This window comes from Delftia sp. RIT313 (assembly GCF_000632165.1).
GTDB classification, from domain to species: Bacteria; Pseudomonadota; Gammaproteobacteria; order Burkholderiales; family Burkholderiaceae_C; genus Comamonas; species Comamonas acidovorans.
Genome location: NZ_JFYT01000030.1, coordinates 63,276 through 86,530, shown reverse-complemented (window position 1 = coordinate 86,530; position 23,255 = coordinate 63,276). Strand labels below are relative to the sequence as shown.

Below are 23,255 nucleotides of genomic sequence, written 5' to 3'. Positions count from 1 at the left end.
TTGGACATAGGAAGATCTCGTTCCTCAGGGCATAGCACTTGAATCTGGCAGGGCCTAAAGCCAGGGACACCAAGCAAGGGCCGCCCCGCAGCGATGGTGTCGTCCCCCTCCCTTGCGAAGCAAGTAGAGAGGGGGAAGCGGCGTAAGCCGCTCAGGGGGTGAGCCTCTTGATGAGGCTGGAGGTATCCCAGCGCCTGCCGCCCATCTGCTGCACATCGGCATAGAACTGGTCCACCAGGGCCGTGACGGGCAGGCGCGCGCCGTTGCGCTGGGCTTCGGCCAGCACCAGGCCCAGGTCCTTGCGCATCCAGTCCACGGCAAAGCCGAAGTCGAACTTGCCTTCGGCCATGGTGCGGCCACGGTTGTCCATCTGCCAGCTCTGGGCGGCGCCCTTGCCGATGACATCGAGCACGCTGGGAATGTCCAGTCCCGCACGCTGGCCGAAGGCGATGGCCTCGGACAGGCCCTGGACCAGGCCGGCGATGCAGATCTGGTTGACCATCTTGGTGAGCTGGCCGGCGCCGCTGTCGCCCATCAGCGTGCAGGCGCGCGAGAAGGCCATGGCCACGGGCTGCATGGTGGCGAAGGCGGCCTGGTCGCCGCCGCACATCACGGTGAGCTGGCCGTTCTGGGCGCCGGCCTGGCCGCCCGAGACGGGTGCGTCGATGAACTGCAGGCCCAGCTCCAGCCCGGCCGCATGCAGCTCGCGCGCGACTTCGGCCGATGCCGTCGTGTGGTCGGCGAAGATGGCGCCGCGGCGCATGCCGGCGAAGGCACCGTCCGGGCCCAGCACGACCGAGCGCAGGTCATCGTCATTGCCCACGCAGCTGAACACGATGTCGGCGCCGGCCACGGCCTCGCGCGGCGTGGCTGCATGGCCGCCGTTGAACTCCTCGCACCAGGCGCGGGCCTTGGCCGGCGTGCGGTTGTAGACCGTGACGCGGTGGCCCGCCGTGGCCAGGTGGCCGGCCATGGGGTAGCCCATGACGCCCAGCCCGAGGAAGGCCACGGAAAGAGGGGCGGTGTCCGCATAGCTGCGGGCGGCGATGGAGGAGTCGGACATGGAAGCAATCCTGAGAGGTGGTGGGAGGCGGGTGGCGCAGGGCCGCGTCCGGCGCGGCCCTGGAAGGAGCCGGCATGCCGGCTCAGCGCACTGAAGGCGCGGTCAGGGCGTGCATGGCATGCCCCTCAGACGATGGCGAAGTGCTCGGTGCCCGCCGCCAGGTCCAGCGACTTGGCGCGCTGGCTGCCCAGCTTGATCTGCAGCCGCAGGTCGTTGACCGAGTCGGCATTGCGCAGTGCATCCTCGTAGGTGACCAGGTTGGACTCGAACAGGTCGAACAGCGCCTGGTCGAAGGTCTGCATGCCCAGGTTGCGGCTTTTCTTCATGATCTCCTTGATCTCGGTGACCTCGCCCTTGAAGATCAGGTCGGAGATCAGCGGCGAGTTGAGCATCACCTCGATGGCGGCCACGCGGCCCTTGCTGTCCTGCTTGGGCAGCAGGCGCTGGGAGACCATGGCGCGCAGGTTCAGCGACAGGTCCATCAACAGCTGCGGGCGGCGGTCCTCGGGGAAGAAGTTGACGATGCGGTCCAGCGCCTGGTTGGCGCTGTTGGCGTGCAGCGTGGCCAGACACAGGTGGCCGGTTTCCGAGAAGGCGATGGCGTGCTCCATGGTCTCGCGGTCGCGGATTTCGCCCATCAGGATCACGTCCGGCGCCTGGCGCAGGGAGTTCTTGAGCGCCGCGTCCCAGCTGTCCGTGTCCAGGCCCACTTCGCGCTGCGTGACCACGCAGTTCTTGTGCGGGTGCACGAATTCGATGGGGTCCTCGATGGTCACGATGTGGCCGTAGGAGCTCTCGTTGCGCCAGTCCACCATGGCGGCCAGCGTGGTGGACTTGCCCGAGCCCGTGGCGCCGACCAGGATGCACAGGCCGCGCTTGGTCATGGCCACCTCCTTGAGCACCTGGGGCACGCCCAGGCTGTCGATGGTGGGCAGGGCCAGCGGAATCGTCCGCATCACCATGCCCACGCGGCCCTGCTGGATGAAGGCGTTGACGCGAAAGCGCCCTATGCCCGGCGGCGAGATGGCGAAGTTGCACTCCTTGGTGCGCTCGAAATCGGCGATCTGCTTGTCGCTCATGACCGAGCGCGCCAGCGTCAGCGTGTGCACGGGCGACAGCGGCTGCGGCGACACCTTGGTGATGCGCCCGTCGATCTTGATCGCCGGCGGGAATTCCGCCGTGATGAACAAGTCGCTGCCGTTGCGGCTGACCATGAGCTTGAGCAGGTCGTTGATGAACTTGGTGGCCTGATCTCTTTCCATTGCCGTATTCCCCCGGGCATTGCGCGCCGTTGTGGCGCACAGGTTGTTTTGTTATTTGCAGGTAGGCCGGTCCGGCCCGCAGGGGCCAGGCGTCCTCATATTCAACTCACTCACTGTCTATGTGTGCTGCTCTTCGCCCAGGCGCACGCTGATGGCGCGCAGCCGGAACGAGAGCTTGCGCGCCAGCAGCGCCATCAGCTTGGCGGCCAGCGCGGCGTCCTTGGCCATCATCTCGTCCAGCGCCTCGGCGCTGAGCACGCCGATCTCGCAGTCGGTCAGCGTGGTGCAGCTGGAAAAGCGCGGACCGCCGTCCAGCAGGGACATCTCGCCCAGGATGTCGCCGGGCCGCGTCTGCGCCAGGCGCATGCGCTCGCCCCAGGGCTGCTGGCGCTCCACGGCGATCTGGCCGGACAGCACCACGGCCATGAAGCTGCCGTTCTCTTCCTGGCGGATCACGTCGCGTTGCGGTGCCACGGCCGCGTAGATGAAATATTCGCTCAGCCGCTGCAGGCTGGCCGCATCCAGCTGGCCCAGGTAGCGGTCGCGCGACCACAGCTGCTCCAGCTGGCCCCCGCCGCCGCGCGGCAGCCGCGTGGCCCCGACCTCGATGGCTCGTGCCTCCCAGGGAACGGGAGGAGTGTGCGGGTCCATGAAGCCATGCGCCGCCAGCGTGGTCGTGAAGAAGGCCGACTCGGAGGCCGGGGCCGAAGGCTCCTGGCCGCTTCGCAGCTTGCGGAAAATGCTTTTCATGGCGCGTGGCGAGAGGCTGGGCGGGTGGCGGTCAGCCCGGGAAGTTGTCCGGTATCTTGGCCTTGGCGCGGGCTTCCGCCGGGCTGATCAGGTTGCGCCGCACCAGATCGGTCAGGTTCTGGTCCAGCGTCTGCATGCCCACATTCTGACTCGTCTGGATGGTGGAGTACATCTGGGCCACCTTGGCCTCGCGGATCAGGTTGCGGATGGCGCTGGTGCCCAGCATGATTTCGTGGGCCGCGATGCGGCCCTGGCCGTCCTTGGTCTTGCAAAGCGTCTGCGAGATCACGGCCTGCAGCGATTCGGAGAGCATGGCGCGCACCATCTCCTTTTCCTCGGCCGGGAAGACGTCAATGATGCGGTCGATGGTCTTGGCGGCGCTGGAGGTGTGCAGGGTGCCGAAGACCAGGTGGCCCGTCTCGGCCGCGGTCATGGCCAGGCGGATGGTTTCCAGGTCACGCATTTCGCCCACCAGGATGGCGTCCGGGTCCTCGCGCAGCGCCGAGCGCAGGGCGGCCGAGAACGACTGCGTCATCGGCCCGACTTCACGCTGGTTGATCAGGCACTTCTTGGAGTCGTGCACGAATTCGATGGGGTCCTCCACCGTCAGGATGTGCCCGTACTCGGTCTCGTTGAGGTGGTTGACCATGCCGGCCAGCGTGGTGGACTTGCCCGAGCCCGTGGGGCCGGTCACCAGCACCAGGCCGCGCGGCTTCAGGGCCAGGTCGCCGAAGATGCGCGGCGCGTTGAGCTGCTCCAGCGTCAGGATCTTGCTGGGAATGGTCCGGAAGACGGCGGCCGCGCCCCGGTACTGGTTGAAGGCGTTGACACGGAAGCGCGCCAGCCCCTCGATCTCGAACGAGAAGTCCACCTCCAGGAACTCCTCGTAGGCCTTGCGCTGGGAGTCGCTCATGATGTCGTAGACCATGGCGTGGACCGTCTTGTGGTCCAGCGGATCGACATTGATGCGGCGCACATCGCCGTGCACACGGATCATCGGCGGCAGCCCCGCGGACAGGTGCAGGTCGGAGGCCTTGTTCTTGACGCTGAATGCCAGCAATTGGGTGATGTCCACGGAGTTCGCTCCCTCGTTTGGTACGCTGGCGGCAATTATGACGACGATTGAAAACAAGCTTCAACAGATTCACGAACGGATTGCCTCGGCCTGCGCGCAGGCGGGCAGGGCGTCCGGCTCGGTGCAATTGCTGTCCGTCTCCAAGACCTTCGGCGCCGACGCCGTGCGCGAGGCCGTGCTGGCCGGCGAGCGCAGCTTCGGCGAGAACTACATCCAGGAGGGCGTGGAAAAGATCGCCGCCGTGCGCGCCATGGGCCTGCCGGGCGGCGAGGCCCTGCAATGGCATTGCATAGGCCCCATCCAGAGCAACAAGACGCGCCTGGTGGCCGAGCATTTCGACTGGGCCCAGACCGTGGACCGCCTGAAGATCGCCGAGCGCCTGTCGGCCCAGCGCCCCGAGGGCCTGGCGCCGCTGCAGGTCTGCATCCAGCTGAACGTGGATGGCGGCGAGACCAAGGCCGGCGTGGCGCCGCAGCAGGCGCTGGAGCTGGCCGCCGCCATCGTGCAGCTGCCGCGTCTGGCGCTGCGCGGCGTGATGAGCATTCCCGACGATGCGCCGGGCTTCGAGGCCCAGCGCGAGGTGCATGCCCGCGCCACCGCCGTTTTCGAACAGATCCGCGCCAGCGGCCTGCCGGGGCTGGAGCGCTTCGACACGATATCCATGGGAATGACCGGCGACCTGGAAGCGGCCGTGGCCGCAGGCAGCACCATGGTGCGCGTGGGCAGCGGTATCTTCGGCCAGAGAAACTACGCCCCGCGTTGAGCGGGGCGTAGCTGGCTTGGCCGGCGGGGCAGGCCGCCTCAGCGCCCGCCAGGCCGCTTCATCTGGCAGTCCGTGGGCAATTCCACCTGCTCGGGCGTGTAGACGGCATCGGTGCGAAAGCCGTAGTTCGTGCCTTCCCAACCGGCCTTGACCAGCTTGCCGTCCACGGGCGCGATGGTGTTGACCACCTGGGGCAGCAGCAGCTGGTGGTCCTTGCCGCGCATGCGCACGGGGCCGACCACGGTGTCCATCTGCAAATCCTCCATGGCCAGCGCGATCTTCACGGGTTCGGTGGACTGTGCCTTGGCCATGGCGGCGGCCAGCATGCGCGGCACCAGGTCCATGCGCGGGGCCAGGAAGTCCTTGCCCATGCGGGCCTTGTATTCCTGGGCGCGGGCGTCGGCCAGCGGGCGGCCGGCCTGGCCCGGGTGCCATTCGGCCACCCAGGTCAGCTGGCCGATGCGGGTCTGGGCGAAGGATGTCACCGTGCCCGGCATGCCGCCCGCGCTGTGGTTGAAGTAGCGCAGGTCATAGCCCGAGTCGGCAGCTGACTTGAGCAGCAGGGTCAGGTCCTGGCCCCAGTTGCCCGTGATCACCGAGTCCGCACCCGTTTCCTTGATCTTGGCCACATAGGGCGCGAAGTCCTTGACCCGGCCTATGGGGTGGAGCATCTCGCCCGTGAACTGGATGTCAGGCCGGGCCGCGCTCACCATCTGGCGCCCGTAGGCCGCCCACTGCTTGCCGTGGGCGTAGTCCTGGTTGAGCAGGTAGACCTTGCGAATGCCCGGCTGGGTCTTGATGTAGCTGGCAATCGCCTGCATGCGCATGGCGGTGTTGGCATCGAACATGAAGTGCCAGAAGCTGCAGGCCTTGCCCGTCAGCTCGGGGTCGATGGAGGAGTGGTTGAGCACCAGCACCTCCTTGCCCGGATTGCGCTGGTTGTGGCGCGAGGCTGCCTGCACCAGGGCCGCCACCACCGAAGAGCCCGATCCCCCGGTCACCACCACGCGCGCGCCCTGGTCTATGGCCGCCTGCAGCGCGGCCTGGCTCTCCTGGGCCGAGAGCTTGCTGTCGAATTGCAGCAGCTGCAGCTTCGCGCCGTTGAACAGCCCGCCCTTGGCGTTCACATCCTCGACCGCGTATTGCACGTGGTCGCGCATCAGCTCGCCCGTGCTGACGAAGGGGCCGGACAGCGGGTCGATGAAGGCGATCTTGAACGTGTCGGTTCCCTGGGCGTGGGCGGCCGTGGCGCACAGCAGGGCGGCGGCGAGAACGATGGATGGTTGGGAATATCGTCGGATGCAATGGCGGCGGATCGGCATGTCTTGTCTCCTCGAAGGAATGGTCGTCAGTCCTTGCCGGGCGGCTCGGCGCGGGGCCGGCTGCGCCGTGCAGGCGTCTTTTTCGCGGGGGATGCGGCAATGGCTTCGGGCGCGGTGGCTGGCGCCGTGCGCAGGCCCAGCACGCGGCTGGCCAGCTCGGTCAGCTCGGCCACCATCTCGGCCGTGCCCAGGCGGCCGCCGGGGCGGTACCAGTTGTAGAGAAAGCCCGGCAGGCTGCAGGCGGCCTGGGCGGTGATGCGTGTCTCGCGGAAATCGAGATGGCCGCTGGCGCGGCCTTCTTCGAGCAGCGCGCAGAACTGGCGATAGAACTGGCGCGCCAGCGTGCGCGAGGCCTTCATGTACGCAGGGCTGAAGGCCTGGGGCTCGCGGTACGGAAAGAAGGCCGCCGGATAGTGGGCAATGGTGGCCGCGATCAGCCGCTGCAGGCCATCCACGGCCTTCTCGTGCGCGGCGCGCGGATCGTCGGCCGCGAAGTCCAGCACCGTGAAGCAGGCCTCGGTGGGCGCCCAGCACAGGGTCTCGAAGATCTCCTGCTTGTTGCGGAAGTAGTAGTAGACGAAGGGCTTGGTCACGCCCAGGGCCTGGACGATCTGCTCCATCGTGGTGTTGGCGTAGCCGTTGCGGTCGAACAGGGCCTCGGCCGCCTTGAGGATGCGTTCGCGCTTTTCATCGGAGCCGGCCGTGGGAAGGCGCTGGCGGCCGCGCGGGGTGACAGGGGGCTTGGGCATGCGGGAAATCTCGTGTCGCGTCGGTGGCTGCGATGGTTATACCGATGGGTAGCAATGTTCTACCAGCGGGTATATATTGGCAAGCCGCTGGACCCCAAAACAAATCAAGGCTATCCCTTAGGACTGGTTCCGGGATGGCCAGACACCCAGGAGACAAGCATGGCGGATTCCGAGACCCTCATTCCCCTGCATGAGGCCCTGCGCCGCAATGCGCGCAACCACCCCGGCCGCGACGCCTACATCTGGTATGGCCGCCACATCAGCTGGGCCGAGGTGGATGCGGCCAGCGACGCCTTTGCCGCGCGGCTGCAGGCGCTGGGCGTGGGCCGGGGCGAGCCCGTGGCGCTGTTCATGAACAACTGCCCGCAGTACATCGTGGCGCACTACGGCATCCAGAAGATCGGCGCCATCGTCTGCCCCTGCGGGCCGCTGAACAAGGAGCATGAGCTGCAGTACCAGCTCGATGACCTCAAGGCCCGGGTCATCGTCGCGGCCGATGTGCTGCTGCCCGTGGTGGACAAGGTGCGCGCCAGCACGGCGCTCAGGCATGTGCTGGCCGTGCGCTATGGCGACTGGCTTCCTGAATCGGCCACGCTGGCGCTGCCGCCCGAACTGCAGGCCCCCGTGCAGCCGCTGCCCGAGGGCGTGGAATCGTTCTGGGATGTCATGCACAGCGGCGCCAAGCCCGTGCCCGTCGATGTCGCCATGGACGATGTTTCGCTGATGACCTATACCTCGGGCACGACGGGCCTGCCCAAGGGCGCCATGCTCAGCTACGGCAACGCGGCCAGCAAGACGGCCGGCGCCTCCAGCGCCACGGGCGTGAACGCCGGGGACATGCTGCTGGCCGTGGCGCCGCTCTATCACATTGCCGGCATGTCCATGGGCGTGAACATGCCCGTGCACAGCGGCGCCACCTGCGTGCTGCTGCACCGCTTCGACCCGCAGGCCGTGGCCCAGGCCCTGGAGCGCTACCGCGTGACCTGGTGGTACAGCATCGCGCCCATGAACGTGGCCGTGATGCAGCTGCCGGGCGTGGAGGCCATGGACTTTTCCGCGCTGCGCCGCAACACGGTGACCAGCTTCGGCATCGCCTACACCGAGGAGCTGGCGCGGCAGTGGAAGCGCTTCACCCCGAACTGCGTCTCCAGCGAGGCGGCCTATGGCCTCAGCGAGACCCACACCATGGACACATCCATGCCCGGCGACGCCATCCGCTGGGGCACGCACGGCAAGCCGCTGCCCGGCAACGAGGTGCGCATCATCGACCCCGAGACCGGCGAGCCGCTGCCGGCCGGCGAAGTGGGCGAGATCAACATCCGCGGCCCCGGCAACTTCAAGGGCTACTGGAACAAGCCCGAGGCCACGGCCAGGACCCTGAAGAACGGCTGGGTCCACACGGGCGACATGGGCCGCATCGACGCCGATGGCTACCTGACCTTCATCGGCCGCTTCAAGGAAATGATCAAGGTCTCGGGCTACAGCGTCTTTCCCGAGGAGGTGGAGGCCATCCTCATCAAGCATCCGGCCGTGGCCCAGGCCGCCGTGATCGGTGTGCCCGACCCGCAAAAGGGCGAGGTCGTGCGCGCCTTCATCGTCACGCGGCCGGGCCAGCAGATCGCGGCCGAGGACCTGGTGCAGTGGTCGCGCGAGAACATGGCCAGCTACAAGGCGCCGCGCGAGGTGCGTTTCATCGAGGCGCTGCCCGCCACCGGCGCGGGCAAAGTGCTGCGTCGCTTGCTGCGCGATCAATGAGAAAGACCGAAGTCCCATGTTCCAGAAGATCCTGATTGCCAACCGCGGCGAGATCGCGCTGCGCATCGTGCGCGCGCTGCGCGAGCTGGGTGTGCCGAGCCTGGCGGTCTTTGCTGCAGACGATGCGCAGGCGCCCCATGTATCCGCTGCCGATGCAGCCGTGCCCCTGGGCGCCAGCGGCCCCTCGGCCTACCTGGACGGCGCCCACCTGCTGCGCATTGCGCGCGAGCACGGCTGCGACGGCATTCATCCCGGCTACGGCTTTCTCAGCGAGAACGCGGGCTTCGCCCAGGCCTGCGCCGATGCGGGCCTGCGCTTCATCGGCCCCGCGCCGGAGCACCTGGCGCTGCTGGGCGACAAGGCCCGCGCACGCGATCTGGCGCGCCGCTGCGGCGTGCCGCTGATGCCGGGCAGCAGCGAGGCTGTCACGCTGGAACAGGCCCAGGCCTTCTTCGAGGCGCAGCAGGCCGGGGGTGCCAGCGGCATCATGGTCAAGGCCATCGGCGGCGGCGGCGGGCGCGGCATGCGCGCCGTGGCGCGCGCCGAGGACCTGCCTGCCGCCTACGAGCGCTGCCGCAGCGAGGCGCGCGCCGCCTTCGGCGTGGACGGCGTCTATGTGGAGCGGCTGATGACGGGCGCACGCCATATCGAGGTGCAGATCCTGGGCGACGGCGGCGCAGGCCCCATCGCGCTGGGCGAGCGCGAATGCACGCTGCAGCGGCGCTTCCAGAAGCTGGTGGAGATCGCGCCCAGCCCCAGCCTGGCGCAGCCGCTGCGCGAGCGCATCACGCGCGACGCGCTGCGCATGGCCGCCGAGATCGGCTACGAGAGCCTGGGCACCTTCGAATTCCTGGTCGATGCCGGCTCCGACTCCCTGCCCTATGTCTTCATCGAGGCCAACCCGCGCCTGCAGGTCGAGCACACCATCACCGAGGAGGTCTTCGGCATCGACCTCGTGCAGGCCCAGATCCGCGTGGCGGCCGGCGATCACCTGGGCGAGCTCGGCCTGGATGCCAGGACACCGCCCGCGCCGCGCGGCTATGCCATGCAGTGGCGCATCAATGCCGAGACGCTGGATGCCGCAGGCCAGTCGCGCCCCGGCAGCGGGCGCATAGGCGCACTGCAGTGGCCGGCCGGGCCAGGCATCCGCATCGACACGCATGCGGTGGCGGGCGCCAGCCCCTCGCCGCACTACGACACGCTGCTGGCCAAGCTCATCGTGCACAGCAGCGGGCCGCGCTTTGAAGACGTGCTTCGCCGCGCACGTCGCGCACTGGACGAATGCCGCATCGACGGGCTGGCCACCAATCTGCCGCTGCTGCAGGCGCTGGCCCGGCGGCCAGAGATGGCGTCGCAGGCCGTGCACACACGCTGGCTTGAAGAGGCCCTTCCCGAGTTGGTGGCGGACGCCCAGGTGTTGGCCGAAGGCGCGCGCCGCACGGCTGTGGCCGCCGAGGTTCCGGCTGCGGCCGAGGCTGCTGGCGCGCCCGTCCCCGAAGGCGCCATCACGGCCCCCATGCCCGCGCGCATCGTACAGTGGAGCGTGGCCGTGGGCGATGCCGTAGCCGCAGGCACCGAACTGGGCGTGCTCGAAGCCATGAAGATGGAGCATGTTCTGCTGGCGCCGCAGGCCGGCACCATCACCCAACGGCTGGCCGAGGCCGGTGCCTATGTGGCCCAGGACCAGCCCCTGCTGGTGCTGGCCGCCGCCCAAGGCGTGCAGGCCGACGCACGCGCGCAGCAGTCCGCACAGGACCCGGACCACATCCGAGCCGACCTGCAGCGCGTCATCGACCGCCATGCCTTCACGCGCGATGCTGCCCGGCCCGAGGCCATGGCCAAACGCCATGCCCAGGGCAGCCGCAGCGCGCGCGAGAACATCGCCGATCTTTGCGACGCAGGCAGCTTCATCGAATACGGTGCGCTGGCCATTGCCGCGCAGACGCGCCGGCGCAGCATGGACGACCTGATCGCCAACACGCCGGCCGACGGCATGGTCACGGGCATGGGCTCCATCAACGGCGCGCAGTTCGGCCAGGAGCGCTCGCGCGCCGTCGTCATGTCCTATGACGCCACCGTGCTGGCGGGCACCCAGGGCGCGCGCAACCATGCCAAGACCGACCGCATGCTGGGCATTGCGCTGGCCCAGAAGCTGCCCGTGGTGCTGTTCGCCGAAGGCGGCGGCGGGCGGCCCGGTGATACCGACACGCCCGTGGTCGCGGGCCTGCATGTGCACACCTTTGCGGCCTATGCGGCGCTGTCGGGCCAGGTGCCCGTGATCGGCATCACCCATGGCCGCTGCTTCGCGGGCAACGCGGCCCTGCTGGGCTGCAGCGACGTGATCATCGCCACGCGCGCCAGCTGCATCGGCATGGGCGGGCCGGCCATGATCGAGGGCGGCGGGCTGGGCGTCTTCCGGCCCGAGCAGATCGGTCCCAGCAGCGTGCAGCATGCCAATGGCGTGATCGACGTGCTGGTCGAGGACGAGGCCGAAGCCGTGGCCGCCGCGCGCCACTACCTGTCCTTCTTTCAGGGCCGCACCACGGAGTGGACCGCGCCCGACACGCGCGCCCTGCGGCATGTGGTGCCCGAGAACCGGCTGCGTGCCTATGACACCCGTGCGGCCATGGCGCATCTGGTGGACGAAGGCAGCCTGCTGATGCTGCGCACGGGCTTTGGCGCAGGCATCCACACGGCGCTGGCGCGCCTCGAAGGCCGGCCCGTGGGGCTGATGGCCAACAACCCGTCCCACCTGGGCGGCGCCATCGACGCCGATGCGGCCGACAAGGCCGCGCGCTTCATGCAGCTGTGCAATGCCCATGGCCTGCCCATCGTGAGCCTGGTGGACACGCCCGGCTTCATGGTCGGCCCCGAGATCGAGAAGACGGCCCAGGTGCGCCATGTCAGCCGCCTGTTCGTCACGGCGGCCAAGCTGCGCGTGCCGTATTTCAGCGTGGTGCTGCGCAAGGGCTACGGCCTGGGGGCCATGGGCATGACGGCCGGCAGCTTCCATGCGCCGGTGTTCAACGTGGCCTGGCCCACGGGCGAGTTCGGTGCCATGGGTCTGGAAGGCGCCGTGCGCCTGGGCTTTCGCAAGGAACTGCAGGCCCTGCCCGAGGGCGCCGAACGCAACGCCCTGTTCGACCGGCTGCTGGCCCAGCAGTACGCCCACGGCGAGGCCATGCACATGGCCGGCACGCTGGAGATCGACGCCGTCATCGACCCCGCCGACACGCGCGCCTGGCTGTCGCGCGGCCTGGCAGGGGCGCGCGTTGCGCCTGCCCAAGCCGGCTTCGTGGACACCTGGTAGGCCCTGAAAACGCCACGGACGGCATGCTAAGCTGGCCGCCTTTCCGACGAACATGATGGCGGGCCTGCGGTGCAGGCCCCGCTGCCTCTGGAGACTCCCCATGCCCGGACTTCTGCCCGATATCGATCCCGACGGCCTGCTCGAATTCTCGGTGGTCTACACCGACCGCGCGCTCAACCACATGTCCAAGCGCTTCGCGGGCGTGATGCAGGACATCCTCACCACGCTGCAGGAGGTCTACCACGCCCACACGGCCGTGCTGGTGCCGGGCAGCGGCACCTTCGGCATGGAGGCCGTGGCGCGCCAGTTCGCCAACCGCGAAAAGGTGCTCATCGTGCGCAACGGCTGGTTCAGCTACCGCTGGACCCAGATCTTCGAGGAAGGCGGCCTGGGCGGTGGCGCCGTGGTCTGCAAGGCGCGTCGCCAGGGACCGGGCAGCCAGGACCCCTGGGCGCCCTGCGCGGCCGAGGACGTGGCCGCCGCCATCCGCACTGAAAAACCCAAGGTCGTGTTCGCCCCCCATGTGGAGACGGCCAGCGGCATCCTGCTGAGCGACAGCTACCTGCGCACCGTGGCCGATGCCGCGCACGAGGTGGGCGCGCTCTTCGTGCTGGACTGCGTGGCCTCGGGCGCCATGTGGGTGGACATGGAAAAGACCGGCGTGGACGTGCTGATCAGCGCGCCGCAAAAGGGCTGGAGCAGCTCGCCGTGCTGCGCCATGGTCATGCTCTCGCAGCGCGCGCGCGAAGCCATCGAGCACACGCAAAGCTCCAGCTTCTCCTGCGACCTCAAGAAGTGGATGCAGATCGCCGAGGGCTACGAAAAGGGCCAGCACGCCTACCACACCACCATGCCCACCGACGCCCTGGTCCGCCTGCGCGACGTGATGCTGGAGACGCGTGCCTACGGCTTCGCCAAGGTGCGCGACGAGCAGATCGCCCTGGGCGCCAAGGTGCGAGCCCTGCTGGAGTCGCGCGGTTTTCCCAGCGTGGCGGCCGAAGGCTGGAAGGCCCCCGGCGTGGTCGTCAGCTACACCACCGACCCCGGCATCCAGAGCGGCAAGAAGTTCATGGAAGCCGGCCTGCAGACCGCCTCGGGCGTGCCCCTGCAGTGCGACGAAGGCCCGGACTTCAAGACCTTCCGCATCGGCCTGTTCGGCCTGGAAAAATGGCACAACGTGGACCGCACCGTCGGCCACATCGCCAAGGCCCTTGACGACATTGGTGTCCCCGCCAAGGCGTGAACCCGCTGCAAACATTGCATTGAAAGAACCCTGATGAAAAAGACCCTCACCACCCTGGCCGCCTCCTGCGGCCTGATGCTCGCCGCACTGACCGGCGTGGCGGCCCATGCGGCCCAGCCCGTGACCACGGCCAGCGGCCTGGTCTATGAAAGCCTCAAGGAAGGCACGGGCGCCAGCCCCAAGGCCAGCGACACGGTGCGCGTGCACTACCGCGGCTACTTCCCCGACACGGGCAAGGACTTCGACAGCTCCATCACGCGTGGCCAGCCCATCGAGTTCCCCTTGACCGGCGTGATTCCCTGCTGGACCGAAGGCGTGCAGAAGATGAAGGTCGGTGGCAAGGCCAAGCTGACCTGCCCTCCCTCCATCGCCTACGGCAGCCGTGGCGCGGGCAGCGTGATCCCACCCAACGCCACGCTGAATTTCGAGGTGGAACTGCTGGGCATCAAGTGATGGCCGGCCCGCTGGCCGGGCCAGCCCCCGCTTGATGCAAAGCCGGCCTGCGGGCCGGCTTTTTTACGGTCGTTGAAAGGGATATGCCGTGGATTCACGCAAACCGCTGGACGCGCGCGCCGCCGCGCTGATGCTCATGCTGTGCCTGATCTGGAGCCTGCAGCAGATCCTGCTCAAGGCCACGGCCGATGCCATTGCGCCCACGCTGCAGATCGCGCTGCGCTCGGGCGTGGGCGCCGTACTGGTGTGGCTGTTCATGCGCTGGCGCGGCATGCGCGTGCAGTGGGGCGACGGCAGCTGGCGCCCGGGCCTGGCCGTGGGCACGCTGTTTGCTCTGGAATTCCTGCTGGTGGGCGAGAGCATCAACCACACCTCGGCCGCCCATGTGGTGGTCTTCCTGTATTCCGCCCCCGTGTTCGCGGCGCTGGGCCTGCACTGGAAGCTGCCCTCGGAGCGCCTGGCGCCGCTGCAATGGCTGGGCATCGCACTGGCCTTTGCCGGCATAGCGCTGGCCTTCCTGGGCGGCGGCAAGCCTTCGAAGGCAGCAGGCGCCGCCATGCTGCTGGGCGACCTGCTGGCGCTGGCCGCCGGCGTGGCCTGGGGCGCCACCACGGTGGCCATCCGCACCACGCGGCTGGCATCGCTGCCCGCCGCGCAGACCCTGCTCTACCAACTGGCCACCGGCTTTGCGCTGCTGCTGCCCGCCGCCTTCCTGCTGGGCCAGACCCGCTTCGAGCCCACGCCGCTGGCCTGGGCCGGCCTGGCCTTCCAGTCCGTGCTGGTCTGCTTCGTGAGCTTCCTGGTCTGGTTCTGGCTGCTCACGCAATACCTGGCCTCGCGCCTGGGCGTGTTCTCTTTCATGACGCCCATCTTCGGCGTGGTCTTCGGGGCCTGGCTGCTCAGCGAGCCCATCGAGCCCAACTTCCTGGCCGGGGCACTGATGGTGCTGGCCGGGGTGCTGCTGGTGAGCGGGTATGGGTGGCTGATGTCGCTCAGGCGTCCTGCCTGACCAGTCCCAGCCGCCGCGCCAGCCGCTGCAGGTTGGCGCGGTCCATCTGCAGCTCGCGTGCGGCGGCGGCCCAGCTGCCTTGGTGGCGCTGCAGGCTGGCGTCGATCAGATGGCGCTCGTAGCTCTCCACGGCTTCGCGCAGGCCTTGGGGGCTGGCGCCGGGCGATGCGACCTGTGGGAGGGGCAGGGTCGGGGTGGCCGTCGCCGGGGGCTGCGCGTCATCCCGGAGATCGGCCTGGGCCAGCGTGACCATGCGAGCCCGGCCACCGGCTGGAGCGGTGGAGGGCGCACGGCTCAGCGCCCGCAGCACGCCGCGACTGATGAGGTGCTCCAGCTGCCGGACATTGCCGGGCCATTCCTGGGCGAGCAAGGCAGATTGCGCGGCGGGGTGCAGGCGCAGGCCGCCCAGGCCCAGGCGCGAACGGTTTTCCTCGAGGAAGAAGCCGGCCAGCATCAGCACGTCGCTGTCGCGCTCGCGCAGCGCGGGCACGCGCAGCGGGTACACGCTCAGGCGGTGGAAGAAATCGGCGCGCATGCGGCCCGCCGCCACCTCGGCGGCCAGGTCGCGGTTGGTGGCGGCGATCACGCGCACGTCCACATGGTGTTCGCGGTCCGAGCCCAGGCGCTGCAGCTGGCCGCTTTGCAGCACGCGCAGCAGCTTGGCCTGCACGGGCAGGGACAGCTCGCCCACCTCGTCCAGGAACAGCGTGCCCTGGTCGGCCTGCTCGAACTTGCCGCTGCGCTCGGACAGCGCACCCGTGAAGGCGCCGCGCACATGGCCGAACAGCTCGCTTTCGACCAGGTTGTCGGGCAGGGCCGCGCAGTTGATGCTGACCAGCGCGCGGCCCGCACGCGCCGACTGCGCATGCACGGCCTGGGCCACCAGTTCCTTGCCCGTGCCGGTCTCGCCCGTGATCAGCACATTGAGGTCGCTGGCCGCGACCAGGGCGATGTCCTTTTGCAGCGCGCGCATGGCCGGGCTCTGGCCGATCAGCGGACGCGATGACTCGCCCCCCGGGGCGGCGCCGGGCGCGGGCAGGGCGCGCGCACTGCGCGCCAACCGGCGCAGCCGCTCGGCCGTGGTCACGGTGGCCGCCGCCAGGTTGCTGAAGGCCTGCAGCGCCGCCAGCGCGGCGGGGTCGGCAAAGCGCCCGGGGTCCAGCGCGTCCAGCGTGAGAAGGCCCCAGGGCAGGCCGCCCGTCTGCAGCACGCAGCCCATGCAGTCGTGGACCTCCAGCGGCCCGTGACCCTGGGCCACCAGGCCGTCATAGGGATCGGGCAGCGGGCTGTCTGGCGCAAAGCGCATGGCCTGGCCAGCGGCCAGCAGCTGGGCGAAGCGCGGGTGCTCGGCAATGCGAAAGCGCCGGCCCAGCGCATCGGGCACCAGGCCATCGATGGCCACGGGCCGCAGCCACTCGCCCTCCAGCCGCAGCAGGGCGGCGGCATCGGCCGGCAGCACGGCGCGCAGGGCTGCCAGCAGGCGGCGAAAGCGCTCGCGCTCGGGCAGGTCCTGGGCCAGGTCGGCCACCAGAGGGGTCAGGGCATGCAGGGCGGTGGATGTGGTCATAAAGACTGCGGTTGCTGTCAAAAAGACTCGATTTAACGAAGGTCATATTGACGCATGAAACGCCAAACCCTTGTTCTGCAAGGGCTGCAGTCCTGGCACGGCACTTGCCTTTGTCAAGGCATGCCGGGCATCGCACCGGGCATGCCCGTCCCCGTACCCAAGGAGTTTCTTGTGCTGACCGACCGCCAACGTGCCATCGTCCAATCCACCGTCCCGCTGCTTGAAACCGGCGGCGAGGCTTTGATCACCCACTTCTACCAGACCATGCTGGGCGAGTACCCCGAGGTGCGCGCCCTGTTCAACATGGCCCACCAGCAAAGCGGTGCCCAGCCGCGTGCGCTGGCCTATAGCGTGCTCATGTACGCCAAGCACATCGACCGGCTCGAAGCCCTGGGCGATCTGCCCGCGCAGATCATCAACAAGCATGTTGCGCTGCAGGTGCAGCCCGAGCACTACCCCATCGTCGGCACCTGCCTGCTGCGCGCCATCCGCGAAGTGCTGGGCGCCGAGATCGCCACCGACGAGGTCATCGATGCCTGGGGCGCCGCCTACCAGCAGCTGGCCGACCTCCTGATCGGTGCCGAACGCCAGGCCTATGACCGCACGGCGGCGGCCGAGGGCGGCTGGCGCGGCGAGCGCGCCTTCGTGGTCGAGGACAAGGTGGCGGAAAGCGCCGAGATCACCTCGTTCTACCTGGTGCCGGCCGATGGCGGCCCCGTCATCGCCCACCAGCCCGGCCAGTACATCGGCCTGCGCCTGGTTGTGGATGGCCAGGAGCAGCGGCGCAACTACTCGCTGTCCGCGCCCGCCGATGGCCGCAGCCTGCGCATCAGCGTCAAGCGCGAGGCAGGTGGCAAGGTCTCCAACTTCCTGCACGACCGGGTCCGCGTCGGCGACACGCTGCAGCTGTTCCCGCCCGCAGGCCACTTCACGCTGCAGCCCGGCGAGCGTCCGCTGGTGCTGATCAGCGGCGGCGTGGGCATCACGCCGACCCTGCCCATGCTGGATGCGGCCTTGCCCAGCAAGCGTCCCGTGGTCTTCATCCACTGCGCGCGTGAGCGCGGTGTTCACGCCTTCCGTGAACGTGTGGATGCGCTGGCCGCGGAGCATCCGCAGCTCAGCCGGTACTACTGCTATGACCGGGTGGAGGAGGACGATGAGGCCGATGCGCAGGGACTGCTGACCGCCCGGCAGTTGGGTGAGTGGCTGCCCTCAGTGGATGCCGATGTGTATTTCCTGGGACCGCGGCCGTTCATGCGGTCGGTGAAGGAGTCGCTGCGGGTGTTGGGGGTGCCGGAAGGGCAGGTCCGCTATGAATTCTTTGGGCCGGCGGAGGCGTTGGCCTGAGTTGCCGTCGATCCGCCCGGGGTCCCCTGGCCTGAGTGGTGGAGCAGGGGCCGGGCCTCGGCCCGCCGTGCATCGGGCGATCAGCCCTGCACGGCCCACATGCCCTGGTTGTCCGACACCCACTCCCCAAACGCCTGTGCGGGCAAGGGCTTGCTGCACAGATAGCCCTGGAAGAAGTCGCACCCCTTGCCGCGCAGGAATGCCAGTTGCTCGGCCGTCTCCACGCCCTCGGCCAGAACCTTGAGCCCCATGGCATGCCCCAGCGCGATCACCGATCCGCTGATGGCCATGTCGTCCGCGCTGTGCGGGATATCGCGGATGAAGCCCTGGTCGATCTTGAGCAGGTCCAGCGGAAAGCGCTTGAGGTGGGCCAGCGAGGAATAGCCGGTGCCGAAGTCGTCGATGGCCAGCCGCAGGCCCTGGGCGCGCAGGCGGCGCATGACGGCCAGGGCCTCCTCGGGGCGCTCGGCCAGGGCGCTTTCGGTGATTTCCAGCTCCAGGCAGTGCGGGGCGAAGCCCGTGGCGGCCAGCGCGTCGGCGGTGGCGCCGGCGATGTCGGTCAGCAGGAACTGGTGCAGCGAGACGTTGACCGCGATGGTCATCTCGGGCAGGCCCTGATCGCGCCAGCGCTGGCCCTGGGCGCAGGCCTCGCGCAGCACCCACAGGCCCAGCGCGCCGATGACGCCCGAGCTTTCGGCCACGGGAATGAAGCGTGCCGGGGAGATGAGGCCCTCGTCCGGGTCCAGCCAGCGCACCAGGGCCTCGGCGCCCACCAGGCGGCCCGTGGCCAGGTCGATCTGGGGCTGGAAGTACAGGCGCAGGTGGCCCAGGTCTATGGCCTGCCGCAGCCGTGCCTCCATGGCCAGCCGCTCGCGTGCGGCCGAGGTCATGTCTTCCTCGAAGAAGCACCAGGCACGGCCGCTGCGCGACTTGGCGCCGTAGACGGCGGCGTGCGCGCCCTGCAGCAGGTCCTGGGCATTGCCGGCGTGGGAGGGATACATGCAGATGCCCACGCTGACGCCGGCCATGACGGACAGGCCGTCCGGCGAGCTCCAGGGCTGGCCGGCCGCCGCGATCAGTTGCCGTGCGCGGGCGATGGCGTCGCCGCGCTCGCTCATGCCCTTGCACAGCACGGCCAGTTCGTCACCGGCCATGCGACCTATGAGGTCCTGGGGTCCCAGGGAATCGTGCACACGGGCGGCGATGTGGCGCAGCACCTGGTCGCCAATGGCGTGGCCGTAGCTGTCGTTGACGTCCTTGAAGCGATCGATGTTCAGCAGCATCACGGCCAGCGTGCCCTGCTCGGCAGCCGCCTCGGCCACGGCGTCTTCCAGCAGCGCTGTGAAGCGCACGCTGTTGGGCAGGCCGGTGAGCATGTCGCGGTGGGCCAGGAATTCGAGCTGGGCCTCGCGCGCCTTCTCGGCCGAGATGTCGGTGAACATGCACACGTAGTGCGTGACCTTGCCCTGTGCGTCCTTGACGGCGCTGAGCGACATGCGCTCGGGGAAGACCTCGCCGTTCTTGCGGCGGTTCCAGATTTCGCCCTGCCAGTGGCCCGTGGCCTGCATGCTGTCCCACATGGCCTCGTAGAAGGCCTTGTCGTGGCGGCCGGACTTGAACATGCGCGGGGTCTTGCCCAGCATCTCCTGCTCGGTATAGCCCAGCAGCCGCGTGAAGGCGCTGTTGACCGAGAGGATGCGGCTGCGCGCGTCGGTGACGACCACGCCCTCCATGGTGTTGTCCACCACGGCGGCGGCCAGGCGCTGGCGTTCGTCGGCCTCCCGCCCGGCGGCCATCGCGGCATGGGCAGTGCGCTCTCCACGGCGCATGCGCCACAGCAGCCAGCCGCCGCCCACGGCCGTGACCAGCACCAGGGTCACCGAGGACAGCATGCGCCGCTGCGCCGCCGCCTCGGGCGGAATCTGCAGGTGCGCCAGCAGCCATTCCACGCCCCAGAGCCACAGCAGACCTGCGCACACGTACAGGGTCATTGCGCCCCAGAGCGGTATTCGGGGCTGCTCTCCCTGATCTTGCATGTGGTTCCTCAGAACGTTCCCAGAACGTGTGACTTGCGCAGGGTCGTGTCCATGCTGCGACAATTGCGCCGCTATGACCCAAGCCTATATTCTTACCCTTTCGTGCCCCGACCGGCTCGGTCTGGTACATGCCGTCTCGGGCTTTCTGCTCGAGCAAGGCGGCAACATCGAAGAGGCCGCGCAGTATAACGACCCGGCCACCGGACTGTTCTTCATGCGCGTGCAATTTGCCTGCAACGGCTGCGATCCCGCGGCTCTGAGGGCGGCCCTGGCCGACCTGGGCGGCCAGTACCAGATGAAGTGGCGCCTGCACACCAAGGCCGAAGCCATGAAGACCGTGCTCATGGTCAGCAAGGAAGGCCACTGCCTCAATGACCTGCTGTTTCGCTGGAAGAGCGGCCTGCTGCCGGTGGACATCCGCGCCATCATCAGCAACCACCGCGAGTTCTACCAGCTGGCGGCCAGCTACAACATCCCCTTTCACCACATCCCCGTCACGGCTGCCACCAAGGCCCAGGCCGAGGCAAAGCAGTTCGAGATCATCGAGGCCGAAGGCGCCGAGCTCGTGGTGCTGGCGCGCTACATGCAGGTGCTGTCCAACGACCTGTGCACCAAGCTGGCGGGCCGCGCGATCAATATCCACCACAGCTTCCTGCCCAGCTTCAAGGGCGCCAAGCCCTACTACCAGGCCCATGACCGCGGCGTGAAGCTGATCGGCGCCACGGCCCACTATGTGACGGCCGACCTGGACGAAGGCCCGATCATCGAGCAGGACGTGGCCCGCGCCGACCACACCGACACCGTGGAGGACCTCACGGCCCGCGGCCGCGACACCGAGAGCCAGGTGCTGGCCCGCGCTGTCAAGTGGCACAGCGAGCACCGCGTCATCCTCAACGGCCACAAGACCGTGGTCTTCCGCTGAAGCCGGCTCCCGGCCGCCCATGGCGAACGTGACCCTTGCCGCCGGCAGCGGCTTTGCCCCGCCCGGCAGCGGCGCCCGCCGCATTCCGCCCATACAGTGCCTGCTCACTTTCGAGGCGCTGGCGCGGCTGCGCAGCGTGACGCAGACGGCCGAGGAGCTGTGCGTCACGCCCAGCGCCGTCAGCCACCGCGTGCGCCAGCTCGAGCAGATCCTGGGCACGCGGCTGTTCGGCCGCTCGGACTTTTCGCTCACCACCGAAGGCAGCGCCTACCTGTCCCACGTGCGCGAGGGCCTGGGCGCGCTGCAGCGCTTTCCGGGCGAGGTGACGGCACCGGGCCGCCGCAGGCTCAAGCTTGCCGTCACGCCCACCTTTGCGCGAGTGATCCTGATCCCGCGCCTGCGCCAGTTCACGGAAACCTATCCCGAGATCGACATCGCCCTGCAGGTCTCCATCCCGCTGCTGGACGTGGTGGCCGAGGATGCCGACCTGATGGTGCGCTTCGGTCCCGGCCACTATGCCGATGTGGAGCACATCGAGCTGGCGCGCGACGTGGTCACGCCGCTGGCCTCGCCGGCCTTCATCCGCGAGCACGGCCCCTTCGAGCAGCCCCAGGACCTGGAAGGCATGCCCCTGCTGCGCAGCCCGCTGGAGCCCTGGCGCACCTGGTTCGGCGCCACCGGCCTGGACTGGCCCGAGCCGCACGAGGGCTCGCAGTTCAACGACATCGGCCTGATGTGCGACGCGGCCTCGGCCGGCATGGGCATCGCCCTGGTGCGCCACAAGCTGGGCGCGCCCTGGCTGGACAACGGCACCCTGGTGCGCCTGTTCGACGTGGACACGGCCAGCCCCCATGCCCACTACCTGTGCTGGCGCACCGGAACGATGGACCGCTGGGAATGCGCGGCCTTTGCTGAATGGTTGAAGAGGGCGATGGCCTGCTGAGGCGCCCACAACGGATTTCACGGATTTCGCGGATTTCACGCGCCGTTGCAATAAACATCAGCGCAGCCCCGCTGCACAAAGACGGCGGCATCGCCTAAAGTCAGGCTCCATGACTCCCGCCAGCTCCCCAGCCAGCCCCGCTCCCGGCGCCATGGCGTCGGCCGCCGCCGATGCCGCCCATCGACAGCCTGCAACCTCCGAGCGCGCACGGCGCCAGGCCGAGGTCGTGGCCGCGCTGGCCCGCCATGTGCCCGCCCACGCCCTGCTGTGGAATGCCGAGGACACCACGCCCTATGAATGCGACGGCCTCACGGCCTACCGCCAGCGCCCGCTGGTGGTCTGCCTGCCCGAGACCGAGGCCCAGGTCCAGGCCGTGCTGCGAGCCTGCCACGCCATCCAGGTGCCCGTGATCGCGCGCGGCGCGGGCACCGGGCTGTCGGGCGGTGCCTTGCCCCATCCCATGGGCGTGACGCTGTCGCTGGCCAAGTTCAACAAGATCCTGCAGGTCGATGCGGCCAGCCGCACGGCCGTGGTGCAGTGCGGCGTGCGCAACCTGGCCATCAGCGAGGCCGCCGCGCCCTTCGGCCTGTACTACGCGCCCGATCCCAGCAGCCAGATCGCCTGCACCATCGGCGGCAACGTGGCCGAGAACTCGGGCGGCGTGCACTGCCTCAAGTATGGGCTGACCGTGCACAACGTGCTCAAGGTGCGCGGCTTCACCGTGGAGGGCGAGCCGGTGGAGTTCGGCTCCACGGCACTGGACACGCCGGGCTTCGACCTGCTGGCCATCCTGGTCGGCAGCGAAGGCATGCTGGCCGTGACCACCGAAGTCACCGTGCGGCTGATCCCCAAGCCCCAGCTGGCGCGCTGCATCATGGCCAGCTTCGACGACGTGCGCAAGGCCGGCGACGCCGTGGCCGCCGTGATCGCGGCCGGCATCATCCCGGCCGGGCTGGAGATGATGGACAAGCCCATGACGGCCGCCGTCGAGGACTTCGTCAAGGCCGGCTACGACCTCACGGCCGAGGCCATCTTGCTGTGCGAGAGCGACGGCACGCCCGAGGAAGTCGAGGAAGAGATCGCCCACATGAGCGAAGTGCTGCGCGGCGCCGGGGCCACGGCCATCACGGTGAGCGAAAGCGAGGCCGAGCGCCTGCGCTTCTGGAGCGGGCGCAAGAACGCCTTTCCCGCCAGCGGGCGCATCAGCCCCGACTACATGTGCATGGACTCCACCATCCCGCGCAAGCGCCTGGCCGACATCCTGCTGGCCATCCAGGAGATGGAAAAGAAATACGGCCTGCGCTGCGCCAACGTCTTCCACGCGGGCGACGGCAACCTGCACCCGCTGATCCTGTTCGATGCCAACGACCCCGACGAGCTGCACCGCTGCGAGCTGTTCGGCGCCGACATCCTGGAGACCAGCGTGGCCATGGGCGGCACGGTCACGGGCGAGCATGGCGTGGGCGTGGAAAAGCTCAACTCCATGTGCACCCAGTTCACCACGGCCGAGAACGACCAGATGTTCGCGCTCAAGGCCGCCTTCGACCCGCAGGCCCTGCTCAACCCCGGCAAGGTGATTCCCACGCTCAACCGCTGCGCCGAGTACGGAAAGATGCTGGTGCGCGGCGGCCAGATCTCACACCCGGACCTGCCGAGATTCTGAGGCGCCGTGCAACGGGCGTGGTG

At 68.8% G+C, this 23,255-nt stretch carries 18 protein-coding genes; 10 read left to right on the top strand and 8 right to left on the bottom strand.

The window, feature by feature from the left end; genetic code table 11:
* Positions 1–151 precede the first annotated feature (151 nt).
* From BW39_RS05395 to BW39_RS05380, 4 genes are all read right to left on the bottom strand, one after another.
* Positions 152–1,063 (bottom strand): NAD(P)-dependent oxidoreductase, encoded by a 912-nt coding sequence (locus BW39_RS05395; protein ID WP_013804430.1) that lies wholly within the window; start codon positions 1,061–1,063, stop codon positions 152–154.
* Between the two features lie 125 nt (positions 1,064–1,188).
* Positions 1,189–2,325 carry a PilT/PilU family type 4a pilus ATPase gene (locus tag BW39_RS05390; RefSeq protein WP_012202997.1) on the bottom strand — a complete coding sequence of 379 codons (1,137 nt, stop codon included), beginning with the start codon at positions 2,323–2,325 and terminating at the stop codon, positions 1,189–1,191.
* A 117-nt stretch (positions 2,326–2,442) separates the two neighbouring features.
* Positions 2,443–3,075, bottom strand: a complete 633-nt coding sequence (locus BW39_RS05385; RefSeq protein WP_012202998.1) for a cyclic nucleotide-binding domain-containing protein — start codon at positions 3,073–3,075, stop codon at positions 2,443–2,445.
* A 31-nt stretch (positions 3,076–3,106) separates the two neighbouring features.
* Complete coding sequence (locus BW39_RS05380) at positions 3,107–4,150, bottom strand: type IV pilus twitching motility protein PilT (protein ID WP_012202999.1); 1,044 nt, start codon at positions 4,148–4,150, stop codon at positions 3,107–3,109.
* 37 nt (positions 4,151–4,187) lie between these two features.
* Here BW39_RS05380 and BW39_RS05375 point away from each other — a divergent pair, with 37 nt between their 5' ends.
* On the top strand, positions 4,188–4,913 hold the full coding sequence (locus BW39_RS05375) for a YggS family pyridoxal phosphate-dependent enzyme (protein ID WP_043820399.1): 726 nt from the start codon (positions 4,188–4,190) through the stop codon (positions 4,911–4,913).
* Positions 4,914–4,951: 38 nt separating this feature from the next.
* Here the strand turns inward: BW39_RS05375 and BW39_RS05370 are convergent, their stop codons facing one another.
* Together BW39_RS05370 and BW39_RS05365 are read right to left on the bottom strand one after the other, a co-directional pair.
* Positions 4,952–6,235, bottom strand: a complete 1,284-nt coding sequence (locus BW39_RS05370; RefSeq protein ID WP_043820398.1) for a branched-chain amino acid ABC transporter substrate-binding protein — start codon at positions 6,233–6,235, stop codon at positions 4,952–4,954.
* 26 nt (positions 6,236–6,261) lie between these two features.
* Positions 6,262–6,984 carry a TetR/AcrR family transcriptional regulator gene (locus BW39_RS05365; RefSeq protein WP_016446678.1) on the bottom strand — a complete coding sequence of 241 codons (723 nt, stop codon included), beginning with the start codon at positions 6,982–6,984 and terminating at the stop codon, positions 6,262–6,264.
* Positions 6,985–7,143: 159 nt separating this feature from the next.
* Here BW39_RS05365 and BW39_RS05360 point away from each other — a divergent pair, with 159 nt between their 5' ends.
* The 5 genes from BW39_RS05360 (at position 7,144) to BW39_RS05340 (ending at position 14,754) form a co-directional block, all read left to right on the top strand.
* Positions 7,144–8,739 (top strand): AMP-binding protein, encoded by a 1,596-nt coding sequence (locus BW39_RS05360; RefSeq protein WP_043820396.1) that lies wholly within the window; start codon positions 7,144–7,146, stop codon positions 8,737–8,739.
* A 16-nt stretch (positions 8,740–8,755) separates the two neighbouring features.
* A complete protein-coding gene (locus BW39_RS05355) occupies positions 8,756–12,049 on the top strand; it encodes a carboxyl transferase domain-containing protein (protein ID WP_043820394.1) in 3,294 nt (1,097 codons plus the stop codon).
* A gap of 100 nt (positions 12,050–12,149) precedes the next feature.
* Positions 12,150–13,292 (top strand): pyridoxal-phosphate-dependent aminotransferase family protein, encoded by a 1,143-nt coding sequence (locus tag BW39_RS05350; RefSeq protein WP_013804424.1) that lies wholly within the window; start codon positions 12,150–12,152, stop codon positions 13,290–13,292.
* Between the two features lie 33 nt (positions 13,293–13,325).
* Positions 13,326–13,745, top strand: a complete 420-nt coding sequence (locus BW39_RS05345; RefSeq protein WP_043820392.1) for an FKBP-type peptidyl-prolyl cis-trans isomerase — start codon at positions 13,326–13,328, stop codon at positions 13,743–13,745.
* An 88-nt stretch (positions 13,746–13,833) separates the two neighbouring features.
* Positions 13,834–14,754 (top strand): DMT family transporter, encoded by a 921-nt coding sequence (locus tag BW39_RS05340; RefSeq protein ID WP_013804422.1) that lies wholly within the window; start codon positions 13,834–13,836, stop codon positions 14,752–14,754.
* On the opposite strand, the gene norR is transcribed toward BW39_RS05340, so the two are convergent.
* Positions 14,738–16,321 (bottom strand): nitric oxide reductase transcriptional regulator NorR, encoded by a 1,584-nt coding sequence (gene norR / locus BW39_RS05335; protein WP_043820389.1) that lies wholly within the window; start codon positions 16,319–16,321, stop codon positions 14,738–14,740. The two genes, BW39_RS05340 and norR, sit on opposite strands and share 17 nt — an antisense overlap.
* Positions 16,322–16,441: 120 nt before the next feature.
* Between norR and hmpA the strand changes: the two genes are divergently transcribed.
* Positions 16,442–17,668, top strand: coding sequence for an NO-inducible flavohemoprotein (gene hmpA / locus BW39_RS05330; protein WP_043820387.1), 1,227 nt, complete (start codon positions 16,442–16,444; stop codon positions 17,666–17,668).
* Positions 17,669–17,748: 80 nt separating this feature from the next.
* Here the strand turns inward: hmpA and BW39_RS05325 are convergent, their stop codons facing one another.
* Positions 17,749–19,704 (bottom strand): putative bifunctional diguanylate cyclase/phosphodiesterase, encoded by a 1,956-nt coding sequence (locus tag BW39_RS05325; protein ID WP_013804419.1) that lies wholly within the window; start codon positions 19,702–19,704, stop codon positions 17,749–17,751.
* Between the two features lie 73 nt (positions 19,705–19,777).
* Between BW39_RS05325 and purU the strand changes: the two genes are divergently transcribed.
* The 3 genes from purU to BW39_RS05310 all read left to right on the top strand — a co-directional run bounded on the left by purU (position 19,778) and on the right by BW39_RS05310 (position 23,232).
* Positions 19,778–20,626 (top strand): formyltetrahydrofolate deformylase, encoded by an 849-nt coding sequence (gene purU, locus BW39_RS05320; RefSeq protein WP_013804418.1) that lies wholly within the window; start codon positions 19,778–19,780, stop codon positions 20,624–20,626.
* 19 nt (positions 20,627–20,645) lie between these two features.
* Entirely contained in the window at positions 20,646–21,569 is a 924-nt protein-coding gene (locus BW39_RS05315; protein ID WP_012203013.1) for a LysR substrate-binding domain-containing protein, read from the top strand.
* Positions 21,570–21,720: 151 nt separating this feature from the next.
* The gene (locus tag BW39_RS05310; protein WP_043820385.1) at positions 21,721–23,232 is read left to right on the top strand and encodes an FAD-linked oxidase C-terminal domain-containing protein; all 1,512 of its coding nucleotides are present in this window, start codon (positions 21,721–21,723) and stop codon (positions 23,230–23,232) included.
* The last annotated feature ends 23 nt before the right edge of the window (positions 23,233–23,255 follow it).

Excerpts from the sequence above, each read along its gene's own strand:
- BW39_RS05395 (WP_013804430.1), bottom strand. The coding sequence starts at position 1,063 with ATGTCCGACTCCTCCATCGCCGCCCGCAGCTATGCGGACACCGCCCCT.
- BW39_RS05390 (WP_012202997.1), bottom strand. The coding sequence starts at position 2,325 with ATGGAAAGAGATCAGGCCACCAAGTTCATCAACGACCTGCTCAAGCTC.
- BW39_RS05385 (WP_012202998.1), bottom strand. The coding sequence starts at position 3,075 with ATGAAAAGCATTTTCCGCAAGCTGCGAAGCGGCCAGGAGCCTTCGGCC.
- BW39_RS05375 (WP_043820399.1), top strand. The coding sequence starts at position 4,188 with ATGACGACGATTGAAAACAAGCTTCAACAGATTCACGAACGGATTGCC.
- BW39_RS05370 (WP_043820398.1), bottom strand. The coding sequence starts at position 6,235 with ATGCCGATCCGCCGCCATTGCATCCGACGATATTCCCAACCATCCATC.
- BW39_RS05365 (WP_016446678.1), bottom strand. The coding sequence starts at position 6,984 with ATGCCCAAGCCCCCTGTCACCCCGCGCGGCCGCCAGCGCCTTCCCACG.
- BW39_RS05360 (WP_043820396.1), top strand. The coding sequence starts at position 7,144 with ATGGCGGATTCCGAGACCCTCATTCCCCTGCATGAGGCCCTGCGCCGC.
- BW39_RS05355 (WP_043820394.1), top strand. The coding sequence starts at position 8,756 with ATGTTCCAGAAGATCCTGATTGCCAACCGCGGCGAGATCGCGCTGCGC.
- BW39_RS05350 (WP_013804424.1), top strand. The coding sequence starts at position 12,150 with ATGCCCGGACTTCTGCCCGATATCGATCCCGACGGCCTGCTCGAATTC.
- BW39_RS05345 (WP_043820392.1), top strand. The coding sequence starts at position 13,326 with ATGAAAAAGACCCTCACCACCCTGGCCGCCTCCTGCGGCCTGATGCTC.
- norR (WP_043820389.1), bottom strand. The coding sequence starts at position 16,321 with ATGACCACATCCACCGCCCTGCATGCCCTGACCCCTCTGGTGGCCGAC.
- hmpA (WP_043820387.1), top strand. The coding sequence starts at position 16,442 with ATGCCGGGCATCGCACCGGGCATGCCCGTCCCCGTACCCAAGGAGTTT.
- BW39_RS05325 (WP_013804419.1), bottom strand. The coding sequence starts at position 19,704 with ATGCAAGATCAGGGAGAGCAGCCCCGAATACCGCTCTGGGGCGCAATG.
- purU (WP_013804418.1), top strand. The coding sequence starts at position 19,778 with ATGACCCAAGCCTATATTCTTACCCTTTCGTGCCCCGACCGGCTCGGT.
- BW39_RS05315 (WP_012203013.1), top strand. The coding sequence starts at position 20,646 with ATGGCGAACGTGACCCTTGCCGCCGGCAGCGGCTTTGCCCCGCCCGGC.
- BW39_RS05310 (WP_043820385.1), top strand. The coding sequence starts at position 21,721 with ATGGCGTCGGCCGCCGCCGATGCCGCCCATCGACAGCCTGCAACCTCC.